At 72.0% G+C, this 20,976-nt stretch carries 15 protein-coding genes and 1 pseudogene; 10 read left to right on the top strand and 6 right to left on the bottom strand.

The window, feature by feature from the left end; genetic code table 11:
- The first annotated feature begins 162 nt into the window (after positions 1-162).
- On the top strand, positions 163-3,969 hold the full coding sequence (locus tag ACFT32_RS03025) for an XRE family transcriptional regulator (RefSeq protein ID WP_382485130.1): 3,807 nt from the start codon (positions 163-165) through the stop codon (positions 3,967-3,969).
- Between the two features lie 7 nt (positions 3,970-3,976).
- On the opposite strand, the gene ACFT32_RS03030 is transcribed toward ACFT32_RS03025, so the two are convergent.
- Both ACFT32_RS03030 and ACFT32_RS03035 read right to left on the bottom strand, forming a co-directional pair.
- Complete coding sequence (locus tag ACFT32_RS03030) at positions 3,977-5,416, bottom strand: family 43 glycosylhydrolase (protein ID WP_382485132.1); 1,440 nt, start codon at positions 5,414-5,416, stop codon at positions 3,977-3,979.
- Between the two features lie 26 nt (positions 5,417-5,442).
- Positions 5,443-7,260 (bottom strand): glycoside hydrolase family 2 protein, encoded by a 1,818-nt coding sequence (locus ACFT32_RS03035; RefSeq protein ID WP_382485134.1) that lies wholly within the window; start codon positions 7,258-7,260, stop codon positions 5,443-5,445.
- Positions 7,261-7,386: 126 nt separating this feature from the next.
- Between ACFT32_RS03035 and ACFT32_RS03040 the strand changes: the two genes are divergently transcribed.
- The 4 genes from ACFT32_RS03040 (at position 7,387) to ACFT32_RS03055 (ending at position 11,047) form a co-directional block, all read left to right on the top strand.
- Entirely contained in the window at positions 7,387-8,400 is a 1,014-nt protein-coding gene (locus ACFT32_RS03040; protein WP_382485136.1) for a LacI family DNA-binding transcriptional regulator, read from the top strand.
- Positions 8,401-8,580: 180 nt separating this feature from the next.
- Positions 8,581-9,384, top strand: a complete 804-nt coding sequence (locus tag ACFT32_RS03045; protein WP_382485138.1) for an alpha/beta fold hydrolase — start codon at positions 8,581-8,583, stop codon at positions 9,382-9,384.
- Positions 9,384-10,718: a PP2C family protein-serine/threonine phosphatase gene (locus ACFT32_RS03050; RefSeq protein ID WP_382485140.1), complete on the top strand. Its 1,335-nt coding sequence runs from the start codon at positions 9,384-9,386 to the stop codon at positions 10,716-10,718. The genes ACFT32_RS03045 and ACFT32_RS03050 overlap by 1 nt, the downstream gene beginning before the upstream one ends.
- A complete protein-coding gene (locus ACFT32_RS03055) occupies positions 10,715-11,047 on the top strand; it encodes an STAS domain-containing protein (RefSeq protein WP_382485142.1) in 333 nt (110 codons plus the stop codon). The genes ACFT32_RS03050 and ACFT32_RS03055 overlap by 4 nt, the downstream gene beginning before the upstream one ends.
- Here the strand turns inward: ACFT32_RS03055 and ACFT32_RS03060 are convergent.
- Both ACFT32_RS03060 and ACFT32_RS03065 read right to left on the bottom strand, forming a co-directional pair.
- Positions 11,042-12,073: a zinc-binding dehydrogenase gene (locus ACFT32_RS03060; protein ID WP_382485144.1), complete on the bottom strand. Its 1,032-nt coding sequence runs from the start codon at positions 12,071-12,073 to the stop codon at positions 11,042-11,044. The genes ACFT32_RS03055 and ACFT32_RS03060 overlap by 6 nt on opposite strands.
- Positions 12,066-12,497: a 4-oxalocrotonate tautomerase family protein gene (locus tag ACFT32_RS03065; RefSeq protein ID WP_382485146.1), complete on the bottom strand. Its 432-nt coding sequence runs from the start codon at positions 12,495-12,497 to the stop codon at positions 12,066-12,068. Before ACFT32_RS03065 ends, ACFT32_RS03060 begins: the two co-directional genes overlap by 8 nt.
- Positions 12,498-12,589: 92 nt before the next feature.
- On the opposite strand from ACFT32_RS03065, the pseudogene ACFT32_RS03070 reads away from it, so the two are divergent.
- From ACFT32_RS03070 to acnA, 4 genes and pseudogenes are all read left to right on the top strand, one after another.
- Positions 12,590-13,073 (top strand): annotated as a pseudogene (locus ACFT32_RS03070) (TetR/AcrR family transcriptional regulator).
- Positions 13,074-13,143: 70 nt separating this feature from the next.
- Complete coding sequence (locus ACFT32_RS03075) at positions 13,144-13,791, top strand: dihydrofolate reductase family protein (protein ID WP_382485149.1); 648 nt, start codon at positions 13,144-13,146, stop codon at positions 13,789-13,791.
- Positions 13,792-13,897: 106 nt separating this feature from the next.
- On the top strand, positions 13,898-14,761 hold the full coding sequence (locus ACFT32_RS03080; protein ID WP_382485151.1) for an FCD domain-containing protein: 864 nt from the start codon (positions 13,898-13,900) through the stop codon (positions 14,759-14,761).
- 154 nt (positions 14,762-14,915) lie between these two features.
- Complete coding sequence (acnA, locus tag ACFT32_RS03085) at positions 14,916-17,597, top strand: aconitate hydratase AcnA (protein WP_382485153.1); 2,682 nt, start codon at positions 14,916-14,918, stop codon at positions 17,595-17,597.
- On the opposite strand, the gene ACFT32_RS03090 is transcribed toward acnA, so the two are convergent.
- A complete protein-coding gene (locus tag ACFT32_RS03090; protein WP_382485156.1) occupies positions 17,582-18,661 on the bottom strand; it encodes an isocitrate/isopropylmalate dehydrogenase family protein in 1,080 nt (359 codons plus the stop codon). The two genes, acnA and ACFT32_RS03090, sit on opposite strands and share 16 nt — an antisense overlap.
- 118 nt (positions 18,662-18,779) lie before the next feature.
- Positions 18,780-19,493 carry a FadR/GntR family transcriptional regulator gene (locus ACFT32_RS03095; RefSeq protein ID WP_382485158.1) on the bottom strand — a complete coding sequence of 238 codons (714 nt, stop codon included), beginning with the start codon at positions 19,491-19,493 and terminating at the stop codon, positions 18,780-18,782.
- A gap of 259 nt (positions 19,494-19,752) precedes the next feature.
- On the opposite strand from ACFT32_RS03095, the gene ACFT32_RS03100 reads away from it, so the two are divergent.
- Positions 19,753-20,922 carry an ABC transporter substrate-binding protein gene (locus ACFT32_RS03100; protein WP_382485160.1) on the top strand — a complete coding sequence of 390 codons (1,170 nt, stop codon included), beginning with the start codon at positions 19,753-19,755 and terminating at the stop codon, positions 20,920-20,922.
- The last annotated feature ends 54 nt before the right edge of the window (positions 20,923-20,976 follow it).

A 20,976-nucleotide genomic window follows, 5' to 3' on the forward strand; every position in this document is an offset into this window, starting at 1 on the left:
GCGTTGTTCGGCATCGGGGACCGGGAGACGAACAAACGGACGCCGAACAATTCAGGGTGGCTCTCGGAGCACTGGTGCCGGGCAGTCGGCTCCTGAAGAATGTGACGTCACCGCACTGGTGGTGACCTGGGGGAAGCCGGGGGGCTACGGGGAGGTGCGGCCATGCCGCGCGGAGAACGCCCGCTGGAGGCGGGAGACGGTCCGTTACTGGAGTTCGCGTCGGGCCTGCGCCGACTGCGGCAGAAGGCCGGCAACCCGCCGTACCGGACACTGGCGGAACAGGCACACTACTCGATCTCGACCCTGTCCTCCGCGGCGTCCGGGCAGCGGCTGCCGACGCTGGCGGTGACGCTGGCGTATGTGCGCGCCTGCGACGGGGACGCGCGGGAGTGGGAGCGCCGTTGGCGGGAGGTGGCGGAGCGGCTCGGCGAGGAGGACGCCGGGCCGGAGGAGTCCGCGGTGGCTCCGCCGTACGCGGGGCTGCGGCCGTTCCGGGAGCAGGACGCGGAGTGGTTCTTCGGCCGTGAGCAGCTGGTGGACGATCTGGCCGGGCGGCTGGAGCGGCGGCGGTTCATGGTGGTGACCGGGGCGTCGGGCTCGGGCAAGTCCTCGCTGTTGCGGGCGGGGTTGGTGCCGCGACTGCGGTCCGCCGCGACGTCGGTGGTGGTGCTGACCCCGGGGCCGCGTCCGCTGGAGGAGTGCGCCGTACGGCTGGGCGGACCGGCGGGGGTGGCACCCGGCGGGCTGTACGGGGAGCTGCGGGAGGATCCGGAGAACCTGGGCCGCGTGGTACGGCAGATCACCGCCCGTTCGGCGACCGGCGACGGCGATGTGGTGCTGGTCGTCGATCAGTTCGAGGAGACGTTCACCCTGTGCCGGGACGACGCCGAGCGGGACCGCTTCGTCGAGTCGCTGATCACCGCCGCCTCGGCCGAGTCGGCACGGTGCCGGGTGGTCCTGGGCGTGCGGGCGGACTTCTACGCACACTGCACCCGCAACGCGCTGCTGGTCACGGCGATGCGGGACGCGCAGGTGCCCGTCGGGCCGATGAGTCTGGACGAACTGCGCCGGGCGGTGGTGCAGCCGGCCAAACGGTCCGGGCTGACGATCGAGGGCGCGCTCCTCGCGACCCTCACGGCGCAGGCGCACGGTCAGAGCGGGGTGCTGCCGCTGCTGTCGCACGCCCTGCTGCAGACCTGGCGGCGCCGGCGGGGCAACGCGCTCACGCTGGAGGCGTTCGAGGCGGCGGGCGGTCTGGAGGGCGCGCTGGCCCGCACAGCGGAGGAGTTCTACCAGCGACTGGACGCCGGACAGCGGAAGCTGGCCCGGAGCGTGTTCGTACGGCTGACGGCACTGGGCGAGGGCACGGAGGACACCCGGCGGCCGGCGCGCCGGGCGGAGCTGGACGGGCTGGCCGGGACCGACGCCGATCGCATCGACGCCGTCCTGGACGCCGCGGCGACGGCGCGGCTGCTGACGCTCGATCGCGACCAGGTGGAACTGGCCCATGAGGCGCTGATCCGGTGCTGGCCCCGGCTGCACGGCTGGCTGGCCGAGGACCGCGAGGTCACCCGGACCCTGCGCCGGCTCACCGACGCGGCCCAGACCTGGGAGTCCCTGGGCCGGGACCCCGGCGCGTTGTACCGCGGTACCCGCCTCGACATGGCCACCGCGCTCGACCACGCCTCGCTGTCGGGGCAGGAGCGGCGTTTCCTGGACGCGAGCCTGGCCGCCCGGGCGGCCGAACAGGCGGCCGTGCGGCGCCGTACCTGGCTGCGGCGCGGGGCGGTGTCGCTGCTGAGCGTGCTGCTCGTGGTCGCGAGCGTGACCGCGTTCCTCGCCGTGCGGGCCCAGCGCATCGCGGACACCCAGCGCGACGCGGTCAGTTCGCAGCGGGCCGCCGAGAAGGCCGCCGCGCTCAGGACGCTCGACCCCGCGCTGGCCGCGCAGATCGGTCTGGCCGCCTTCCGCCTGTCCGCCACCCCGGAGGCGCGCGGCGGTGTCCTCAGCACCTTCGCCACTCCGTACGCCACCACGCTGACCGGGCAGTCCGGCATGGTCACCGCCATGGCGTTCAGCGCCGACGGCCGGATTCTGGTCACCGGCGGCAGTGACCGGACCCTGCGGCTGTGGGAGGCAACGGACCCTCATCACCCGCGCCCGATCGGTACGCCACTGCGGCCGGCGAGCCCGGCCCGTGCGGTCGCCGTCAGCGCCGACGGCCGCCTGCTGGCGTCGGGAGGCGCGGACGGCACGGTGCAGATGTGGGACGTCGCGGACACACGCCGGCCCCGGCTCACGGCGCGGCTGCCGGGTGAGGCCGGTCCGGTCGTCTCCCTGGGGTTCGGGCCCGGCGGGAGCACCTTGGCGGTGGTCGCCCGCGGCGGTGTCCGGCTGTGGCGGCTGCCGGACACCGGGAAGCCGCGCACACTCGCCGAGCGGCGTGTGCGGGCCGGTGTGACCGGAGCCGCGTTCACGCCGGACGGCCGGACGCTGGCCACCGGTCACACCGACGGCACGGTGCGGCTGTGGGAGCCGGCCGGGCCGGACGGGGTGCGTGAACTGTCGGCCGTGGACGGGCCCGGAGGCGAGGTGCGCGCCATGGCGTTCGCCCCGGACGGTCGTCGGCTGGCGACCGGGAGCACCGACTTCACGGTGCGGCTGTGGGACGTGCGCGAGCCGCGCGACGCCCGCGTGGTGCGGGTGTTCAAGGGCCACACCGACGCGGTCAACGCGGTGGGTTTCAGCCCTGACGGCCGCACCCTGGCCAGCGGCAGCACCGACGCCACGGTACGCCGCTGGGAGGTGACGGGTTCCGGTCCCGCCCGTGAACCGGCGGTCCTCACCGGCCACACCGGCAAGATCGGGTCGCTGGCCTTCAGCCCCGACGGCCGCACGCTGGCGACCGGCAGCGAGGACCGGACCGCCCGCCTGTGGGACCTGCCGGGCCCCGCGCTGACCGGCCACACCAGCTCGGTCTACTCCGTCGCCTTCAGCCCGGACAGCCGGCTCCTGGCCTCCGGCAGCTACGACCGCACGGTGCGCCTGTGGTCCCTGCCGGGCGGAGACCGCCACGGCCGGCCGGTCCGGCTCACCGGCCATACGGGCCCCGTCAACTCGGTGGCCTTCCGGCCGGACGGCAGCGCCCTGGCCAGCGGCAGCGCCGACGGCACACTGCGGCTGTGGAGCCCGGAACCCGCCGAGGGCCCCCGCTCACTGAGTTCTGTCCCGGCCCGGGTCGGCCACGTCAACTCGGTGGCGTTCAGCCCCGACGGCCGTACCCTGGCCACCGGCGGCGAGGCGGGCTCCGTACGCCTGTGGGACACCTCCGACGTACGAAGTCCCCGCCCCCTGGCCGTCCTTCCGGGCCCGGGCGGAGTGGACTCGGTGGCGTTCGCCCCGGACGGGCGCACGCTGGCCGTGGCCGGACGCGACCACACCGCCGTGCTGTGGAACGTGACGAACCGGCGCCGTCCCGCCCAGCGCGCGGTTCTCAGGGGGCACTCGAACGCGGTGAAGAGCGTCGCGTTCAGCCCCGACGGCCGCACGCTGGCCACCGGCAGCGAGGACCGCACCATCCAGTTGTGGGACATCTCCGATCCGGACCGTCCCGACCGGCGGGCCCGGTTCACCGGTTACACGGACGGCGTCATGTCCGTCGCCTTCGCCCCGGACGGCCGAATGCTGGCCGCGGCGAGCTCCGACCACTCCGCGCGGCTGTACGACGTGACCGGCCGGGGCGCCCCGGAACTGGCCGTGCTGGCCGGCCACACCAACGCCGTCGACACCCTCGCCTTCAGCCCGGACGGCCGGCTCCTCGCCACGGGCAGCGAGGACTGGACGGCGCTGCTTTGGGACCCGGACGTCCGCCGCGTCACGGCCCGCATCTGCGCCACGGCCTCGCCCGCGCTGACCCGAGCCGAATGGCGGCAGTACTTTCCGCAGCACACGTACCGGCCGCCCTGCTGAGGCGGGGTCAGTTCGTGTACACCTCCGCACGGTCCACGCTCACGAACGCGCCCGTGGACTGGGCGTTGCGCTCCCCGGTGACCCGGATCCGCAGGGTGTGCCGCCCGGGCGCCAGCTTGGGACTGACGTACTGAAGCTTCTCGCCGGTGCGGATCGCGCCGTGGAAGTCGACGCGCTGTTCGGCTCCGCCGTCGACGCTGATCCCGGCGATGCCGTTGCCGGTGTCGCGGACGGACAGCAGGGCGATACGGGTGCCGGTGAAGGTGAAGGTGGCGGTGTTGCCGGCCCGGTCGCTCCAGTGGTCGTCGCCCCAGAAACACTGGGTGGCGCAGCCGGTGCCGGAGTTCCAGCTGCCCGTGTAGGCCACGGATCCGGCGCCGCTGGAGCGGCCGTCGTCGTTGATCCAGTACGTGCCGGATCCGGGGTCGCCGGAGGGCAGGTCCTGCGTGGCGCCGAGGGCGAGCGGCCGGCCGAGGTTCGGGCTGCCGTCCGCGTTCCAGCCGATCTTCTGGGCGCGGGTGGTGCGGTCGGTGTAGGTGTTCGTCGAGGTCGTCTTGGCGTGGTAGACGATCCAGTCCTCGGTGCCGTCGGGCGAGCGGAAGAAGGCGTGGTGGCCGGGGCCGTAGACGCCTCGGTCGTCGGCACGGGAGAAGACCGGCCCGGCGTGCTGCTTCCAGTTGCCGGGCACGAGCGGGTCGGCGCCGTCGTGCAGGGACATCATCCAGACCTGGTAGTCCGGCTTGCCGGTGTCGCAGGTCGAGTACGTCATCCAGGTACGGCCGTTGCGGTGGAGGAACTCCGGCCCTTCGCGCACCTCGGGGCAGCCGCCGGCGGCGTCGAGGGGGACGGCGTCACCGGAGACGGTGTAGGGGTTGGACATCGGGGCGATGTTGAGGCCGTTGTGCTGGTACTGGTTGAGACCGGCGTAGGCGAGGTAGAGGCGGCCGTTGTGCTGGAACACGCCGGGGTCGATCGCGTACTTGTCGGCGTGGTTGGGCGGGGTGAGCTTCGCCTTGAAGCGGTACGGTCCTGCCGGGTCGTCCCGCTCGGACTCCAGGACGTACAGCCGGTGGTGTTCGTCGACCCCGTCGTCGGCCGTGTAGTAGAGGTACCAGCGGTCGCCGAAGCGGTAGAACTCCGGCGCCCAGATGTTGCGGTTGCGGGAGCTGTCGGTGTCCTTCCACACGGTCACCGGGTCCGAGGTGAGCAGTGTGCTCAGCGAGGGCGAGCGCCACATGCGGATGCTGTCGCCCTGGGTGGTGGTGAGGTGGTAGTTGCCCTTCCAGTGCGAGACGTAGGGGTCGGGGCCCGGGTTGAGCGGGTTGCGGAAGGTGCCCGCGGCGGCCTTCGGCTGGGCGTCGCCGCCGGCCGCCGACGGGACGGCGGTGAGCCCGAGCAGCAGGGCCAGGAGGACGGCGAACAGTGAACTTCGGGATCGTAAGCGCATGTGCGGTTCTCCTCGCATCGTTGTAGTCATGGACGCCGTGGCGCGTCCTCGAACGCGGCCGGGCGGGTCTGGGCATCGCGCAGGAGCGCGGTGTCGACCTTCTCGGAGCGGTCGAAGCGGTAGACGCCGTTGCGTTCCTGGAAGACGTCGGTGAGCTGGGTGTAGCAGTAGCCGAACATGTCGGGGTCGTCGAGCAGCACCCGGGTCAGGCCGGTGAAGCGGGCCACGAACTCCTCAGAGCTGCGCGGCCGTTGCCCATAACCCCAGGAGGTGTCCTGGTCGTCGCCCGCCGTGCCGGCCGCCGCGTCCGGGTCCCACCAGATGCCGCCGAACTCGCTGCAGAAGTACGGCTGTCCGCGGTACGGCACCGACCACGGCCGCCCGTCCGGCGCCTGGTTGACGTACGGCCGGTCCTCGGCCAGACCCTCCATCGCCTTGGCGAAGGCCGCGGGGTCCTGCTCGTAGCAGTGCGAGTCGTAGACGTCGGACTCCGGCACCCGGTGGGCGTAGCCGGAGGCGTCGATCACCGGGCGGGTGGGGTCGGCCTGCTTGGTGGCCAGGAACATCGCCCGGGTGACGTCGTCGAGCTGCGTGACGCGGTCGTGCAGCGGCTGGTACGTCTCGTTGAGGGGGCACCAGCCGACGATCGAGGGGTGGGAGTGGTCGCGCTCCAGGGCCTCCAGCCACTGGGTGACGTAGGAGGCGTCGGGGCGCTGGTTGTCGTCGCGTACGCCGGTCTCGCAGCCCCAGTCGCCGAACTCGCCCCAGACCAGGTAGCCGAGCCGGTCGGCGTGGTGGAGGTAGCGCTCCTCGAAGACCTTCTGGTGCAGACGGGCGCCGTTGAAGCCGGCGCGCAGGCCCAGTTCGATGTCCCGGACGAGGTCGGCGTCGGCCGGGGCGGTCATCAGGCCGTCCGGGTAGTAGCCCTGGTCGAGGACGAGCCGCTGGAAGACGGGTTCGCCGTTCAGCAGCAGCCGCTTGCCGTGGACGGCGACCGAGCGCAGGCCGGCGTAGGAGCGTGCTGTGTCGACGACCGCGCCGGACGCGTCGAGGACCTCCAGGGTCAGGTCGTACAGATGCGGGTCCCGCGGTGACCAGACGCGCAGCCGGTCGGCGGGCACGGGCAGGACGAGCCGGGGGCACAGGTCGAGGTCGGCGCGCACCTCGGCGCCGACGACGTCCCCGTGGCCGTCGGCGAGCGTGGCACGGACGCGGTGGCCGGGCGCGTTGGCGGAGAGCGGGAGTTCCAGGAAGAAGGAGCCGGAGGCGAGGTCGGGTGTGATGCGGGGTCTGCGGAGGGCGACGGTGCGCGGGACCGGCTCCAGCCACACGGTCTGCCAGATTCCGGTCGTGCGGGTGTAGTGGCAGTGGGAGTTGGCGTACCAGGTCGCCTGTTTGCCGCGCGCCTGGACGCCGTGGCGGCTGTCCCGGGCCCGGACGACGACGGTCAGTTCCTCGCCCGGGACGGCGACTTCGCCGAGGTCGGCGGTGAACGGCGTGAAGCCGCCGCGGTGCCGGGCGACTTCACGCCCGCCGGCCCAGATCGTGGTGTCGTGGTCCACGGCCCCGAAGTGCAGCAGCACCCGGGATCCGGCCCAGTCCGCGGGCACGGTCACGGTCCGCCGGTACCAGACCGCTTCCATGAAGTCCGTGTCCCCGACCCCGGAGAGCTCCGACTCGGGGCAGAACGGGACGACGATCGTGCCGGTGAGTTCGCGTGTCGCCAGTCCGCGTTCCAGGCCGGTGTCCGACCGGTCGATCTCGAACTGCCACGCGCCGTTGAGGTTCAGCCAGGCGTCCCGGACGAACTGCGGCCTCGGGTGTTCGGGGCGGGGCACGTCCATGGGGGCTCCTTGTGTCGCGTGTGCCGATCGGTGCCCATGGCACCATGGGTTTACATCGATGTAAACCCGTCGGACGGCGCCTGGGCGCAGTCGGTACGATCTCGGCAGTCGGAAGGACGGGACAGCGTGGCGGCCAGACCAAGGATCAAGGACGTGGCGGAGTACGCCGGCGTCTCCCCCAAGACCGTCTCCAACGTGATCAACAACTTCGAGCATGTGTCGGAGCGGACCCGCGCCGCCGTCCAGGAGGCCATCGAGGCCCTGGGCTACCGCGTCAACATCGCCGGGCGGCAACTGCGTCAGGGCCGCACCGGCATGATCACCCTGGCGGTCCCGGAGCTGGACGTCGCCTACTTCGCCGAGCTGGCCAAGCACGTCATGGCCGAGGCTGACCGGCGCGGGCGCACCGTTCTGCTGCACCAGACCGGGGCGGTGCGAGAGCGGGAGCTGGCGGCACTGCACGGGTTCGACGCGCAGTTCTCCGACGGCGTCATCCTGAGTCCGCTCTCCTTGCAGCCGCGTGATCTCGCCGTCCGCGACCGAGGCCTGCCCGTGGTCCTGCTCGGCGAGCGCTCCGCCGAGGGCGGCACCGACCATGTCGGCATCGACAACGTGCGTGCGGCGCGCGATGCCACCGAGCACCTCCTGTCCCGCGGGCGCCGGCGCATCGCGGTGGTCGGCGGCGCCCCGCACGGCCGCCAGGGCACCGACCGGCTGCGCACCGACGGCTACCGCGAGGCCCTCGAAGCGGCGGGCCTGCCCTTCGATCCCGGCCTGGTGGTGCGGGTGGACGCCTATCACTGGCAGGACGGCGCGCGGGCCGCCGCAGCGCTGATGGAAAGCGGCCCCCGCCCGGACGCGCTGTTGTGCCTGAACGACCATCTCGCCCTGGGCGCGCTGCGGGCCCTGCACGAACTGGGCCGTTCCGTGCCGGGCGAGCTCGACGTGGTCGGCTTCGACGACATCGAGGCCTCCCGGTTCAGCGTCCCCACCCTCACGACCGTCGCCCCGGACAAGCAGGAGATCGCCAGGGCCGCCGTCGCCCAGCTGCTGGCCCGGATCGACGCCCCGGACACCGCGCCCCCGGGCGACCATGTGGCCGGGCACCGGCTCGTCGTGCGGGAGAGTTCGGGGGGCTGAGGCGAGGAGGGGCGGCCTTCCACGCCCGGGCGAGACGCGCCCGACCGGGCCCATCACCCTTTCGGATGGCCGATGCCGGCCCGGTCACGGCACACGACGGCGTCCACGCCCGGCGAGAACGATCATGCCGCCGGGCGGTCCGGCATCGAAGCCCGCCGGTCGGGGTGGCAGCATGGCCGCATGGACATCCGCCGCAGGAACAACGTGAACATCATCGGCCGCGACGACGCGCCGGTGCTGGTCCTGGCACATGGGTTCGGCTGCGACCAGAACATGTGGCGCCTGGTCGTGCCGCCTCTGGCGGAGCGGTACCGGGTCGTGCTCTTCGACTACGTGGGTTCCGGCGGGTCGGACCTGTCGGCCTGGAGCGAGGAGCGGTACTCCTCGCTGCACGGCTACGCGGCCGATGTCGTCGATGTCTGCGAGGAGCTGGACCTCCGGCAGGCGGTCTTCGTGGGGCACTCGGTGAGCGCCATGGTCGGGGTGCTGGCCGCGCGGGCCGCGCCGGAGCGGATCGGGGCGCTCGTGATGGTGACGCCCTCGCCCCGCTACATCGACGACGAGGGATACCGCGGCGGGTTCAGCACCGAGGACATCGACGAGCTGCTGGACTCCCTGGAGGCGAACTACCTGGGCTGGTCGTCCGCGATGGCCCCGGTGATCATGGGCAACCCGGAGCGTCCCGAGCTGGGTCAGGAGCTGACCAACAGCTTCTGCGCCACCGACCCCGACATCGCGCGGGTCTTCGCGCGTACGACCTTCCTGACCGACAGCCGCGAGGACCTCAAGGGCGTGTCCGTGCCGACCCTCGTGCTGGAGTGCGAGCAGGACGCCATCGCGCCCCGTGAGGTCGGCGCCTATGTGCACACGGCGATTGCCTCGTCCCGCCTGGTCACCCTCGACGCCACCGGGCACTGCCCGCAGCTCAGCGCGCCGGAGGCCACCACCGAGGCGATCCTCGGCTTCCTGGAGTCCCTGAAGTGATGTGTCGTGCGAACGGCGCGCCGGAGCCTGCCGGGACCGGGGACGAGGCGGGCACGGACGCGGCGTTCACCGCGCTGCTGGAGGACAGCGCGGAGGACCTGTACGAGTCGGCGCCGTGCGGTTACCTGTCCACGATGATGGACGGCACCATCGCCAAGATCAACGCCACGCTGCTGGACTGGCTGGGCCTGGAACGCGATGCCGTGGTGGGCCGCAAGCGCTTCGCGGATCTGCTCACCATCGGCGGGAAGCTGTACCACGAGACGCACTTCGCGCCGCTGCTGCGAATGCAGGGCGAGCTGCGCGGCATCGCCCTGGACCTGAGGCGCCAGGGCGGCGACCGGCTGCCGGTGCTGGTCTCGGCCGTGGTCAAGTACGGCACCGGGGGCGAACCCCTGCTGATCCGGGTCACCGTCTTCGACGCCTCCGACCGCCGCTCCTACGAAACGGAGCTCCTGCACCGGCGCAAGGAAGCCGAGCGGGCCCACGCCGAGGCGGACGAGGCCCGGCAGCAGGCCGAGACCGACCGGGCGCGGCTGGCCGACGCGCTGGCCGTGCTGCAACGGTCCCTCGTGCCGGACTCACTGCCCGCCGTACCGGGTCTCGAGACGGCCGCCCACTACCACACGGCCGCCCCGGACCAGCTCGGCGGCGACTTCTACGACCTGTTCCCCGTCGCCGGCGACCGATGGGCATTCTTCCTCGGCGACGTGTGCGGCAAGGGCCCGGAGGCCGCGTCCCTCACCTCGCTGACCCGCTACACCCTCCGGGCCGCCGCCCATCACGACCCGGAGCCGGCCGCGGCCCTGGCCACGCTGAACGCCGTACTGCACGAGCGGTACACGGCCGACGGAGATCCCCGTTACTGCACCTGCGTCTTCGGGATCGTCGAGCCCGGCGGGGACCACGGTCCCACGATCGTGCGCCTCGCCTCCGGCGGTCACCCGCCGGCGCTCGTCCTGCGGTCCGACGGCCGCGCCGATTTCCTGCCCACCCCCGGCGGCCTGCTCGTCGGTGTCCTGCCCGACGCACCGATCGGCACCGCGGAGACCGTCCTGGCCCCCGGCGACACGATCGTGCTGTACACCGACGGTCTCACCGAGGCCCGCACCGGCCCCGGCCGCGACGACCTGTACGGCGAGGACGCCCTGCGCGCCTTCGGCGCCGACCTCGCTCCCGCCGCCCCGGGCGAGGTGATCACCGCACTCACCGGGCTGCTGGACAGCTTCGGCGACGGGCTCGACGACGACACCGCCCTGCTCGCCCTCGGCGTCCCGGCCGACTCCTCCCTCATACGCCCCGCCATCCGCCCCGCTACGAGTTTCCCCGCATGAAGACGCTGACCATCCACCACCGCGACGCCGAGACCGGACCCGTTCTGCACGTGGCCGGCGACCTGGACTACGCCCAGGCCCCCGAACTACGCCGCCAGGTCGACCAGCTGGCCCTGACACCAGGGCAGTGCCTGGTCCTCGACCTCTCCGGCCTCGAGTTCTGCGACTCCTCCGGCATCACCGCCCTGCTCGCCGCCCGCCAGCACGCCCTGGCCGCCGATGCCGGCATCGTCCTGGCCGGCGTACCGGCGAACCTGCTGCGTGTCCTCACGCTCGTGGGCCTCGACCAGGTCTTCACCCTGCGCTCGGACAGCAGCTCCACGTCATGACCCGCCCGGCGGCTCCGCGGCGTCGGCCCTGACGAAGACCGGCTTGAGGTGCTTCTCCGGCAGCGCGGCCGGCAGGTCCTCCCAGTCGATGACGTGGGAGACCACCTTCTCGGGGGCGACCCTGCCGGAGGCGGCGAGGGCGAGGGCGTCGGGAATGTGGGCGCGCACGCTGTCGCGGGCGACACGCAGGGTGACGCCGGTGAGGTACATGTCGAGCAGGGGCAGTTCGCCGGGGCGGAAGTGGTTGCCCGCGCTCTCGCAGATCCCTTCCGGTGTCAGGCACTTGAGGGCGAGGGCGAGCTGCTCGACACGGCCGGTGGCCTCCACGGCGATGTCGTAACTCTGCGGGACCGGTTCCAGGGCCTCGGCGGTGGAGGCCCCGAAGGCGCGGGCCAGCGAGCGGTGTTCGGGGTCGGGGTCGACGTAGAGCACGTCGGAGGCGCCGAGCGCGCGGGCGATGTCGCACACGTAGAGGCCGATGCTGCCGCGGGCGACGACGAGGACCCGGGCTCCGGGACGGGCCTTGAGGTGGGGGGCGACCAGGCGCCAGGCCAGGGACCAGTTGTCGCTGGCGGAGGCCATGGCGACCGGGTCGAGCCCGGTGGGCAGCGGAACGAGCATGGCGTCGGCGTACGGCACCCGGACCAGGTCGGAGAAGAGCCCGCCCCAACTGCCGCCGATCGGTGCGCCGTACATCGCCATGTACGGGACGTCGGTGCAGTGCGCGGTCAGCCCGGCCCGGCAGCGGTCGCAGGTACCGCAGTTGATGGACCAGGGGACGACGACCAGGTCACCCGGCGTTACGGCGGTGACGGCGTCGCCCGTCTCCACGACGCGGGCGACACACTCGTGGCCGAGGGCGAAGGGCGGCTCGATGAAGCCGTGTCCGGCGAGGATCGAGGAGTCCACATCGCAGGGCGTCGCCGCCACCGGGGCGACGATCGCCTCCCGGGCGGACTCGACCTTGGGGTCGGGGGCCTCGCGCCACTCGACGGTGCGCTTGGCGACATAGGTCAGTTCACGCATCGGCGCTCTGCCCCTTCGCCAGGGCGACGAGGTCCGCGTAGCGGATGACGGAGCCGCCCGCGCCCCAGGTGCCGTCGGGCTGCTCGTGCACCAGCACCCACACCCGCAGGGCGTCGTCCGGGGTGAGTCCGGCGGCGGCCAGGACGGTCTGTGTGGCCTCCTCGACCAGTCCGGCCTTGCGGCGCTCGGACAGGGCGCCCTGCGGGACCGTGACCTCCACCAGGAAGCGCGGCGCGTCGTCGTCGGCGGTGGTCTGGGCACCTTCGGGCAGTTCGGCGAGGTAGCTCCACGCCTGGGCGCGGAAGAACGGCGTGTCGGGTGCGCCCTCCCAGCGCAGCAGTACGGCGGCGAGGTCGCGCTGGACGGACCGGCGGCCTTCTTCGGTCAGTGCGCCGGCCGGGGCCGTGAGCCGGATCATCGGCATGGGCGTGCCTCTCTATGACAGTCGTTATAGGCGTCGGTCACGCTAGACTATGACGGCCGTTATAGCCAGTGGGGTCGGAAGAAACCGTGCACATGACCAAGCCAAGCCCGACGGCGCGCGAGCGGATCGTGGCCGGTGCGGCCGACATGATCAGCCGGCGCGGCCTGAACGCGACGAGCATCCGTGAGACGGCCAAGCACGCCAGGGCGCCGCTCGGCTCGACGTACCACTACTTCCCCGAGAGCAAGCAGCAGTTGGCGACCGAGGCCGTGCGCCACACGGGTGCGTGGGCCGCCCGCAGTCTGCGCACGGAGCTGGAGGCGGGCCCGGTCGCCGGACTGCTGGCGTTCCTCCCTGCTGGCCGCCGCCGACGTGTTCGAGGAATGGGAGGGCCTGCTGGCCGCCTCGCTGCGCGAGCACGGGGCCGAACCCGAGCAGGTGGCACAGCTGGCGACACTGATCGTCGCGGCGGTCGAGGGGACCGTGGCCATGTGCCGCGCCAAGCGCAGCACACAGCCGCTGGATCACACCGCCGAGCAATTGCAGGCGCTCGTGCGCGCCGCGATCAGGGACTAGCTCTGCGATGGTCGCCGAGACCTGGAACATTGGGCACAGGACGTTTCCAGAAGGAAGGGATCCGCCTGCCATGTCACTCGCTCGCGTGCACAACTTCTCGATCTCGCTCGACGGCTTCGGCACCGGTGAGGGTCTGAGCCGTGAGGCCCCGTTCGGCCATGCCGGCGAAAGGCTCCACGAGTGGATGTTCGCCACCCGGTTCTGGCACGAGATGACTCGCCAATCCGGCGGGACCCGCGGCCTCGACGACGCCTTCGCACGGCAGCACACGCCAGGGATCGGCGCCGAGATCATGGGCGCGGGGAAGTTCGGTTACCCCGGATGGCACGACGACCCGGAGTGGAAGGGGTGGTGGGGGCCGAACCCGCCGTTCCACACACCGACTTTCATCCTCACCCATCACCCTCGCCCGTCGATCGAGATGGAGGGCGGCACGACGTTCCACTTCCTCGACACCTCGCCCGCCGAGGCGCTCAAGACGGCCCGCGAGGCGGCGGACGGCCAGGACGTACGCATCGGCGGGGGCCCCACCGTGGTCCGCGACTTCCTCGCCGCCGGGCTCATCGACCACCTGCACGTCACGGTGGTCCCGATCCTGCTCGGCCGCGGCGTACGCCTCTGGGACGGGCTGGAGGACGTCGAGAAGGACTACGAGGTCGAGGCCACCTCCTCGCCCGGCGGGGTCACGCATGTGACGTTCACCCGAACGGGCGTCTGAGCTTCCGGCGGGCGGCCCCCCGCGACCGGGTCCATAGGATGGGGCGTTCCGTCCGACCACGCACGAAGCGCAGGGGCTGATGTCACGGCCGAACCTGACCACCGCCATGGCCACCCGATTGGTGGACCTGTTCCGTCGCAGCGGACTGGCCGAAGGCGCGCACGTCACCGAGCAGTGGGCTGCGGACGCCCTGGAGGTCTCGCGCACTCCGGTGCGCAAGGCGATGCTCTTCCTCACCGAGGTCGGCATCCTCGACCGCGTCCCCAACCGCGGCTTCTTCCTGACGCGGGACGCGAGCGCGCTGGCCCGGCCCGACCTCGGTGACGGCGAGGACGTGGAGCAGACGGCGTACTTCGAGATCGCCGACGACCACGTGGGCGGGCGCTTCACCGGTTCCTTCACCTCGGCCGACATCAGCCGCCGCTACCGGCTGACCCCACGTCAGGCCGACCGCGTGCTCTCCCGCATGGAGGCCGAGGACCTGGTGCGGCGCAAGGCGGGCGGCCGGGGCTGGGAGTTCCAGCACGTCATGGCCACCGCCGAGGCACACGACCAGAGCTACCGGTTCCGGATGATCGTCGAGCCGGCCGCGCTGCTGGAGCCCGGTTTCACCGTGGACGCGGAAGCCTTCGCCCGGCATCGGCAGCAGCAGGAGGCGCTGCTGCACGGGGACATCCTGCTGCTGCCGCGGGCCGAGCTCTTCCAGGTCAACGCGACCTTCCACGAGATGCTCGTGGGGTGTTCCGGGAACCCGTTCCTGCTGGATGCCGTGCGGCGCCAGAACCGGTTGCGGCGGCTGATCGAGTACCGGCATCAGGTGGATCGGTCGCGGCTGGCCGGGCAGGCCCGGGAGCATCTGAGGCTCCTGGATCTGGTGGAGGGCGGGGATCTGAAGAAGGCGTCGGCTTTCCTGCACCGGCATTTGAACGAGGTGCGGTCGGTGAAGACAGGGGTCGTCGACGAGGCCTAGCGTCGGCCGTTTGTCGTCCGCGGGGCCGATGTGGCTGGTCGCGCAGTTCCCCACGCCCCTTCCGGGGCGGCACCATGCGGCAAGTTGTATCAATGCGCGGCTTGAGACAATATTGAGGGCGTTCACCGTCGCGTCGAGAGACTCGGAGTCAGGCTTGAGTTCCGATCGCACCAGCCCTGCCGTGCTCACCGTCGACGGCCGTTCCTACCGTTACCGGCCGCTGGACCGGCTTCTGCCGCCGGCGGAGCTGAGGACGCTGCCGTACGCGGTGCGGGTGCTGCTGGAGAACGTCGACCGGTGTGCTCCGGACGCCCTGGCGGCTGTGGTCGCTCGGGCGCGGGCCGGGCAGGGCGCCTGTGAGGTGCCGGTGCGTCCGAACCGGATCATGCTGCACGACACCACATGTCTGCCGGCCCTGGCCGACTTCGCCGCGATGCGCGACAGCGTCGCCGAGCTGGGCGGGGATCCCGGTCGGCTGCAACCGTCCATCCCGGTCGACCTGACGGTGGACCACTCCGTCATCGTCGAGGCGTACGGCAGTCCGGACGCCGTGGAGCGGAACCTGCTGATCGACTTCCGCCGCAACGGCGAGCGGTACGCGATGGTCAAGTGGGCCGAGCGCAGCGTGGACAACTTCCGGGTCGTCCCGCCCGGCACCGGCATCATCCACCAGGTCAACATGGAGGCGCTGGCCCGGGTGGTGTGGGTGGCGGAGGCGCGGGACGGCGAACCACCCTGGCTGCATCCGGACGTACTGGTCGCCACCGACAGCCACACCCCGATGATCAACGCGCTGGGAGTCGTCGGCTGGGGCGTCGGCGGTCTGGAGGGGCAGGCGGCGATGCTGGGCGAGCCCGTCACCATCCAGTACCCGGAGGTGGTCGGCGTCCGGCTGACGGGCCGGCTGGGCGCGGGCGTCGGCGCGACCGACCTGGCTCTGACGCTGACCGAACTGCTCCGCGCCGAGGGCGTGGTGAACAAGTTCGTCGAGTTCTGCGGTGACGGGGTCACCGCCCTGGGCTGGGCGGAACGCGCCGCGGTGTCCAACATGGCCCCCGAGTACGGGGCGACCTGTGTCTTCTTCCCCTACGACGACGAGACCGCCGCCTACCTCCGGCTCAGCGGCCGGGACGAGGAGCACGTCCGGCTCGTCGACGCCTACCTCACCGCCCAGGGCCTCAAGCGCACCGACGCCCTCCCCGAGCCCCGCTACGACCAGGTGATCGACCTCGATCTCGGCACGGTCCAACCCAGCCTCGCGGGGCCGCGCCTGCCCCATCAGCGGCTGCCGTTGTCCGCCGTACCGGATTCCTTCCGCGACTCCGGGCGCGGCACGTCCGCCGAAGCCGATGCCGATGCCGATGCCCGGGCCTTCGGTGAGCCGCTGCCGGACGGTCCCGTGGCCATCGCCGCCATCACCAGTTGCACCAACACGGCCAACCCCACCCTGATCGTGCAGGCGGGGCTCCTCGCCGAGCGGGCGGTGGCCGCCGGGCTGACCGCCAAGCCCTGGGTGAAGACCTCCCTGTCCCCCGGTTCACGGGTCGTCGAGGAGTACCTGCGCGCGTCCGGACTGCTGCCCGCGCTGGAGAAGACCGGCTTCCACATCGTCGGCTTCGGCTGCATGACCTGTATCGGCAACTCCGGTCCGCTGCACCCGGCGATGGAGGAGCGGGCCGCCGCCGGCACCGTCGAACCCGTGGCCGTACTGTCCGGCAACCGCAACTTCGCCGGCCGGGTCAATCCGCGGATCTCCCTGTCGTACCTGGCCTCCCCGCCCCTGGTCGTCGCCTACGCCCTGGCGGGCTCGGTCCTGCACGACTTCGACCGCACGCCGCTGGGCACCGCCCCCGACGGAAGTCCCGTCCGCCTCAAGGACCTGTGGCCCTCCGAGGAGGAAGTCGCCGCGCGGGTGCGGGAGTCCGTACGCCCGGAGATGTTCCGCGCCAACGCCTCCCGGATCCGGCAGGGCACCCCGGCCTGGCAGGAGATCGAAGCGCCCGGCGGCACCCGCTTCCCCTGGAACCCGGCGTCCACGTACATCCGCCGCCCTCCGCACCTGACGGACCTGTCCCCCCAGCCCCCTGCCCGGCTGCGGCTCGACCGGGCCAAGGTGCTGCTGCACCTCGGTGACGACGTCACCACCGACCACATCTCCCCGGCCGGCGCGATCCCCGCCGCCAGCCCGGCGGGTCACTGGCTGTCGGACCGGTCGGTGGCCCGCCGTGACCTCAACCAGTACTCCACGCGCCGCAGCAACCACGAGGTCATGCTGCGGGGCGCCTTCACCAACGCCGCCGTCACCAACCGGCTCCTCGCCGAGCAGCCGGCCCCCGGCGGCCACGCGCGCACCGCCGACGGCTCCCGAGTCCTGCCCGTGTACGAGGCGGCGGCCACCTACCGCGACGCCGGCTACGACCTGGTCGTCGTCGCGGGCCGCAACTACGGCGCCGGCTCCAGCCGTGACTGGGCGGCGAAGGCGCAGGCGCTCCTCGGGGTCCGGGCGGTCGTGGCCGAGTCGTACGAACGCATCCACCGCTCCAACCTGATCGGCATGGGCGTCCTGCCCCTGGAGTTCGCCGAGGGCGACAGCAGTGCGGGGTTCTCCCTCACCGGTGCGGAGGACCTGGCCTTCGAAGGGCTCGACGACCTGTCGGTCGGGACCAACCGGGTCACGCTGAGGATCCGGAGAAGGCAGGGGTCGGACACCACGGCGGTCCTGCGGCTGCGGATCTTCTCCCGCCAGGAGCTGACCTACCTCCGCCACGGCGGCATCCTGCCGTACGTCGTCCGCCGTACGCTGGAGCGCCCGCACAGCGCTCAGGACGCGCCCTGAACCGCCTTCACCACCGCGGCCGTGAACTCGGAGGTGGAGGCCGAGCCGCCCAGGTCCCGGGTGGAGACCCCGCTCTCGATCGTGGCGGCGACACCCGCCTCGATGATCCTGGCGGCTCGGGCGACGGCATCGTCCGCGTGCCGCGCCCCGAGCCACTCGAGGAGCATCGCCCCCGAGAGGATCATGGCGACCGGGTTGGCCAGGCCCTGCCCCGCGATGTCGGGCGCGGAACCGTGGGACGCCTGTGCCATGGCCGTGTCGGCGGAGGCGTTGATGGACGGCGCGGTGCCGAGCGAGCCGCTGATCTCCCCGGCGAGATCGGACAGGATGTCCCCGAACATGTTCTCGGTGACGATGACGTCGAAGTCCTGGGCCCGCCGCACCAGATGCACGGTCATCGCGTCGATGTGGAAGTCGTCGACGACGACATCCGGATACTCCCGGCCGACCTCCTGGCACACCGTGCGGAACAGCCCGGTGGTCAGTTTCAGGACGTTGGCCTTGTGGACGATGGTCAGCTTCTTGCGCCGCGACCGCGCCAGATCGAATGCGACCCGGGCGACCCGCTCGGTGGCGGCTCGCGTGATGATCCCCATCGCGATGGCGACGCCCTCGACGGGGCTGAACTCCCCACTGCCGGCATAGGTGTTGCGGTCGGCGTAGAAGCCTTCGGTGTTCTCCCTGACGATCACCAGATCGGCGTTCTCGCAGACCGCCTTCGCCCCGGGGAAGCTCTTGGCCGGCCGGATGTTGGCGAAGAGCCGGAAGTGCTTGCGCAGGGTGCCGGAGGGGTTGAGGGCCGACCGGTGCGGCTCGGGGTAGCTCACGGAGTCGTGCGGGCCGAGGAACCAGCCGTCGAGCTCGCCGAGGGTCCGCCGGGTCTCGTCCGGGACGGGTGTGCCGTGGGTCGTGATGGCGTCGGCGCCCAGGGGCAGGGGCACCCAGTCGAGGGTGACACCCGCGGCCGCGGCCGCCGCCGTGGCGATCTCCACGGCGGCGGGGACGATCTCGGGCCCGATGCCGTCGCCCTCCAGAACGCCCAGCCGGTAACCGGTCGCAGCCATGACTGACACCTCTCCTCACGTCGAGTACGTGAGGAGCATGCCGCCAGCGGCGGCCAGGCGTCAACCGGTCAACCGGTTTGTCTCCGGCGTTCCCGCCTGTCTTCTCTTGAGGGTCGCCCTACTCCCCCTGGCGCAGCCGCGCCCGCAACCGGCGCGTCGCCGAGGCCATGTGCGCGTGCATCGCGGCCCGTGCGGCCCTGGGGTCCTTGGCCCGTACGGCCTTCAGCACGGCTTCGTGCTCGTCGAGCTTCCCCTCCCCCGGCTTGCGGATGTTCTGCCTGATCCACACCGCGACCAGGGTCTCGAGACTGGCCTGGACCCCGGCCAGGGCGCTGTTGTGCGAGGCCTGCGCGAGGGCCCGGTGAAAGGCCAGGTCGGCGACCAGATAGCGCTCGGGATCGGCGTGCGTCTCACGCATCCGATCCAGATGGGACTCGAGGGCGGTGACGTCGTTGTCCGTGCGGCGCAGGGCGGCCAGCTCGGCGAGGTCCACCTCGATCGACGCGCGTGCCTCCAGCAGTTCGTCCATCGTGTGGTCGCCCAGCATGAGTCCCCACTCCAGGACCTGCGGCAACAGGTCCGAGGTGGCGCCCTTGACATAGGTGCCGTCGCCCTGCCGGATCTCCAGCAGGCCGAGCAGCGACAGGGACTTGAGGGCCTCGCGCACGGCGGAGCGGCCCACTCCGAAGGTCTCCGCGAGCTCCCGCTCGGCCGGCAGTCGGTCACCGGCCCTGAGCTGGCCGGATGTCAGCAGATGGTCCAGCAGGCGACGCGCCACCTCCACCGCAGGAGCCCGGGGCTCCTCGCGCTCGATCCGTCCGAGTCCGGCCATGTGCGCCGCCTCCCCTGTTCTGTTGCTCCACCGGCGCGGCAAGACCGTCGCGCACGATCGACACGGTAGCTCCCGGGCGGCGGAAGCGGTGGCGCGCTGCCTCGTATTGGTCGCGAGATGTCCTGCGAATGGTTGACAGGCTCACCGGTTGAGGTCCATCGTCATCGCACGAAACGAGGGGGCGGAACCGACAGGGCGCCCCCGGCCTTCACGCGCTGCAGTCGACAGCACCGTCGCGCCACACACGAGAAGAGCCGCCATGTTTTCCACCCGCTTCGGGCCCGGAGCCGCACCGGCACCCGGTCGCCCGCGGCGCCGCAGTGTGCTGCGCGGCGCCGCCGCCCTCGGAACCCTCGCCGCCACGGGGAGCGCCCTCGGCGGCTGTACCACCACGGACGCGAACGCCGCCGCCCGTCCGGCCCCCGGCTACTACCCGGCCGGCTACGACAGGATCGTCGACGGCTCACGCGGCGAGCGGAAGCTGCTGATCTACTCGAACACCTCACAGACCAACTGGCAGCCGGTCTTCGACGCGTTCACTGAGCGCTACCCGTGGCTGGACGACATCCGCGCCACCAACCTGGGCAGTTCCGCGGTCTACGAGCGCTACTACAGCGAGGCGGCGACCGGCGGCTCTCCCGCCGATCTGCTCGTCTCCAACGGCGGCCCCCTGTGGGGCGATTACGTCACCCGCGAGGTCGCCGCCGAGTACCGCTCGCCGGAGCGGGACCACTTGCCAGACTGGGCCGAGATGATGCCCGGCGTCTGGGTCTTCACCGTCGACCCGGTCGTAGTCCTCTACAACCGCAAGACGCTCGACGTGTCCCAGTACCCGAAGGGGCTGGTCTCCCTGGCGGAGATCGCCGAGTCCAAGCCGTCCCGCTTCCGCGGCAGGTTCGGCGTGTACGACCCCACCAACGCCTACGGCTACTCCACCAACCAGGGCTACACCGGCAGCGTGGCGGACGGCTGGGACACCTTCGGGCGCCTGCTCCCCTTCGCCCGGGCCGACCACTCCTCGGGCACGCTCGTGGAGAAGGTCGTCTCCGGTGAGTACGACGCCTCCTTCAACCTCAGCGGCGGTGTCGCCGTCCCGGCCGCCGAGGACAGCGGCGGACTGCTGGGCTGGGCGTACTGCGCGGAGGGCACCGTCATGGTCCCGCGTGCCGCCTCCATCGTGAAGACGGCCCCGCATCCCGACTCCGCCCGCCTCTTCGTGGACTTCCTGCTCTCCGCCGAGGGCCAGACCGCGGTCGCGAGAGGCGGTCTGACGCCGTACCGGGAGGGTGTCGAGCAGGACGACAACGACAGCTTCCAAGACGTCCGGCGCAAGCTCGGCGCCGACCGCGTCCACCTCTACCGCTACACCCAGGTGCCGGAGGAGACGCAGGAGAGGTACGTGGCGCGCTGGGAGAAGGCCATGGGCTGACCCGCCGTGGGGTGACACACCTCGCCGCCGACCGTCCGTCCCTCACGCACGTAC

The sequence above is a fragment of the Streptomyces sp. NPDC057002 genome (assembly GCF_042673825.1).
Taxonomy (GTDB): Bacteria; Actinomycetota; Actinomycetes; order Streptomycetales; family Streptomycetaceae; genus Streptomyces.

Coding starts and splice junctions, on each gene's coding strand:
- ACFT32_RS03055 (WP_382485142.1), top strand. CDS start 10,715: ATGAAGACGCTGACCATCCACCACCGCGACGCCGAGACCGGACCCGTT.
- ACFT32_RS03065 (WP_382485146.1), bottom strand. CDS start 12,497: ATGCCGATGATCCGGCTCACGGCCCCGGCCGGCGCACTGACCGAAGAA.
- ACFT32_RS03090 (WP_382485156.1), bottom strand. CDS start 18,661: ATGGCTGCGACCGGTTACCGGCTGGGCGTTCTGGAGGGCGACGGCATC.
- ACFT32_RS03100 (WP_382485160.1), top strand. CDS start 19,753: ATGTTTTCCACCCGCTTCGGGCCCGGAGCCGCACCGGCACCCGGTCGC.
- ACFT32_RS03075 (WP_382485149.1), top strand. CDS start 13,144: ATGTCACTCGCTCGCGTGCACAACTTCTCGATCTCGCTCGACGGCTTC.
- ACFT32_RS03060 (WP_382485144.1), bottom strand. CDS start 12,073: ATGCGTGAACTGACCTATGTCGCCAAGCGCACCGTCGAGTGGCGCGAG.
- ACFT32_RS03045 (WP_382485138.1), top strand. CDS start 8,581: ATGGACATCCGCCGCAGGAACAACGTGAACATCATCGGCCGCGACGAC.
- ACFT32_RS03025 (WP_382485130.1), top strand. CDS start 163: ATGCCGCGCGGAGAACGCCCGCTGGAGGCGGGAGACGGTCCGTTACTG.
- ACFT32_RS03080 (WP_382485151.1), top strand. CDS start 13,898: ATGGCCACCCGATTGGTGGACCTGTTCCGTCGCAGCGGACTGGCCGAA.
- ACFT32_RS03095 (WP_382485158.1), bottom strand. CDS start 19,493: ATGGCCGGACTCGGACGGATCGAGCGCGAGGAGCCCCGGGCTCCTGCG.
- ACFT32_RS03030 (WP_382485132.1), bottom strand. CDS start 5,416: ATGCGCTTACGATCCCGAAGTTCACTGTTCGCCGTCCTCCTGGCCCTG.
- ACFT32_RS03035 (WP_382485134.1), bottom strand. CDS start 7,260: ATGGACGTGCCCCGCCCCGAACACCCGAGGCCGCAGTTCGTCCGGGAC.
- ACFT32_RS03050 (WP_382485140.1), top strand. CDS start 9,384: ATGTGTCGTGCGAACGGCGCGCCGGAGCCTGCCGGGACCGGGGACGAG.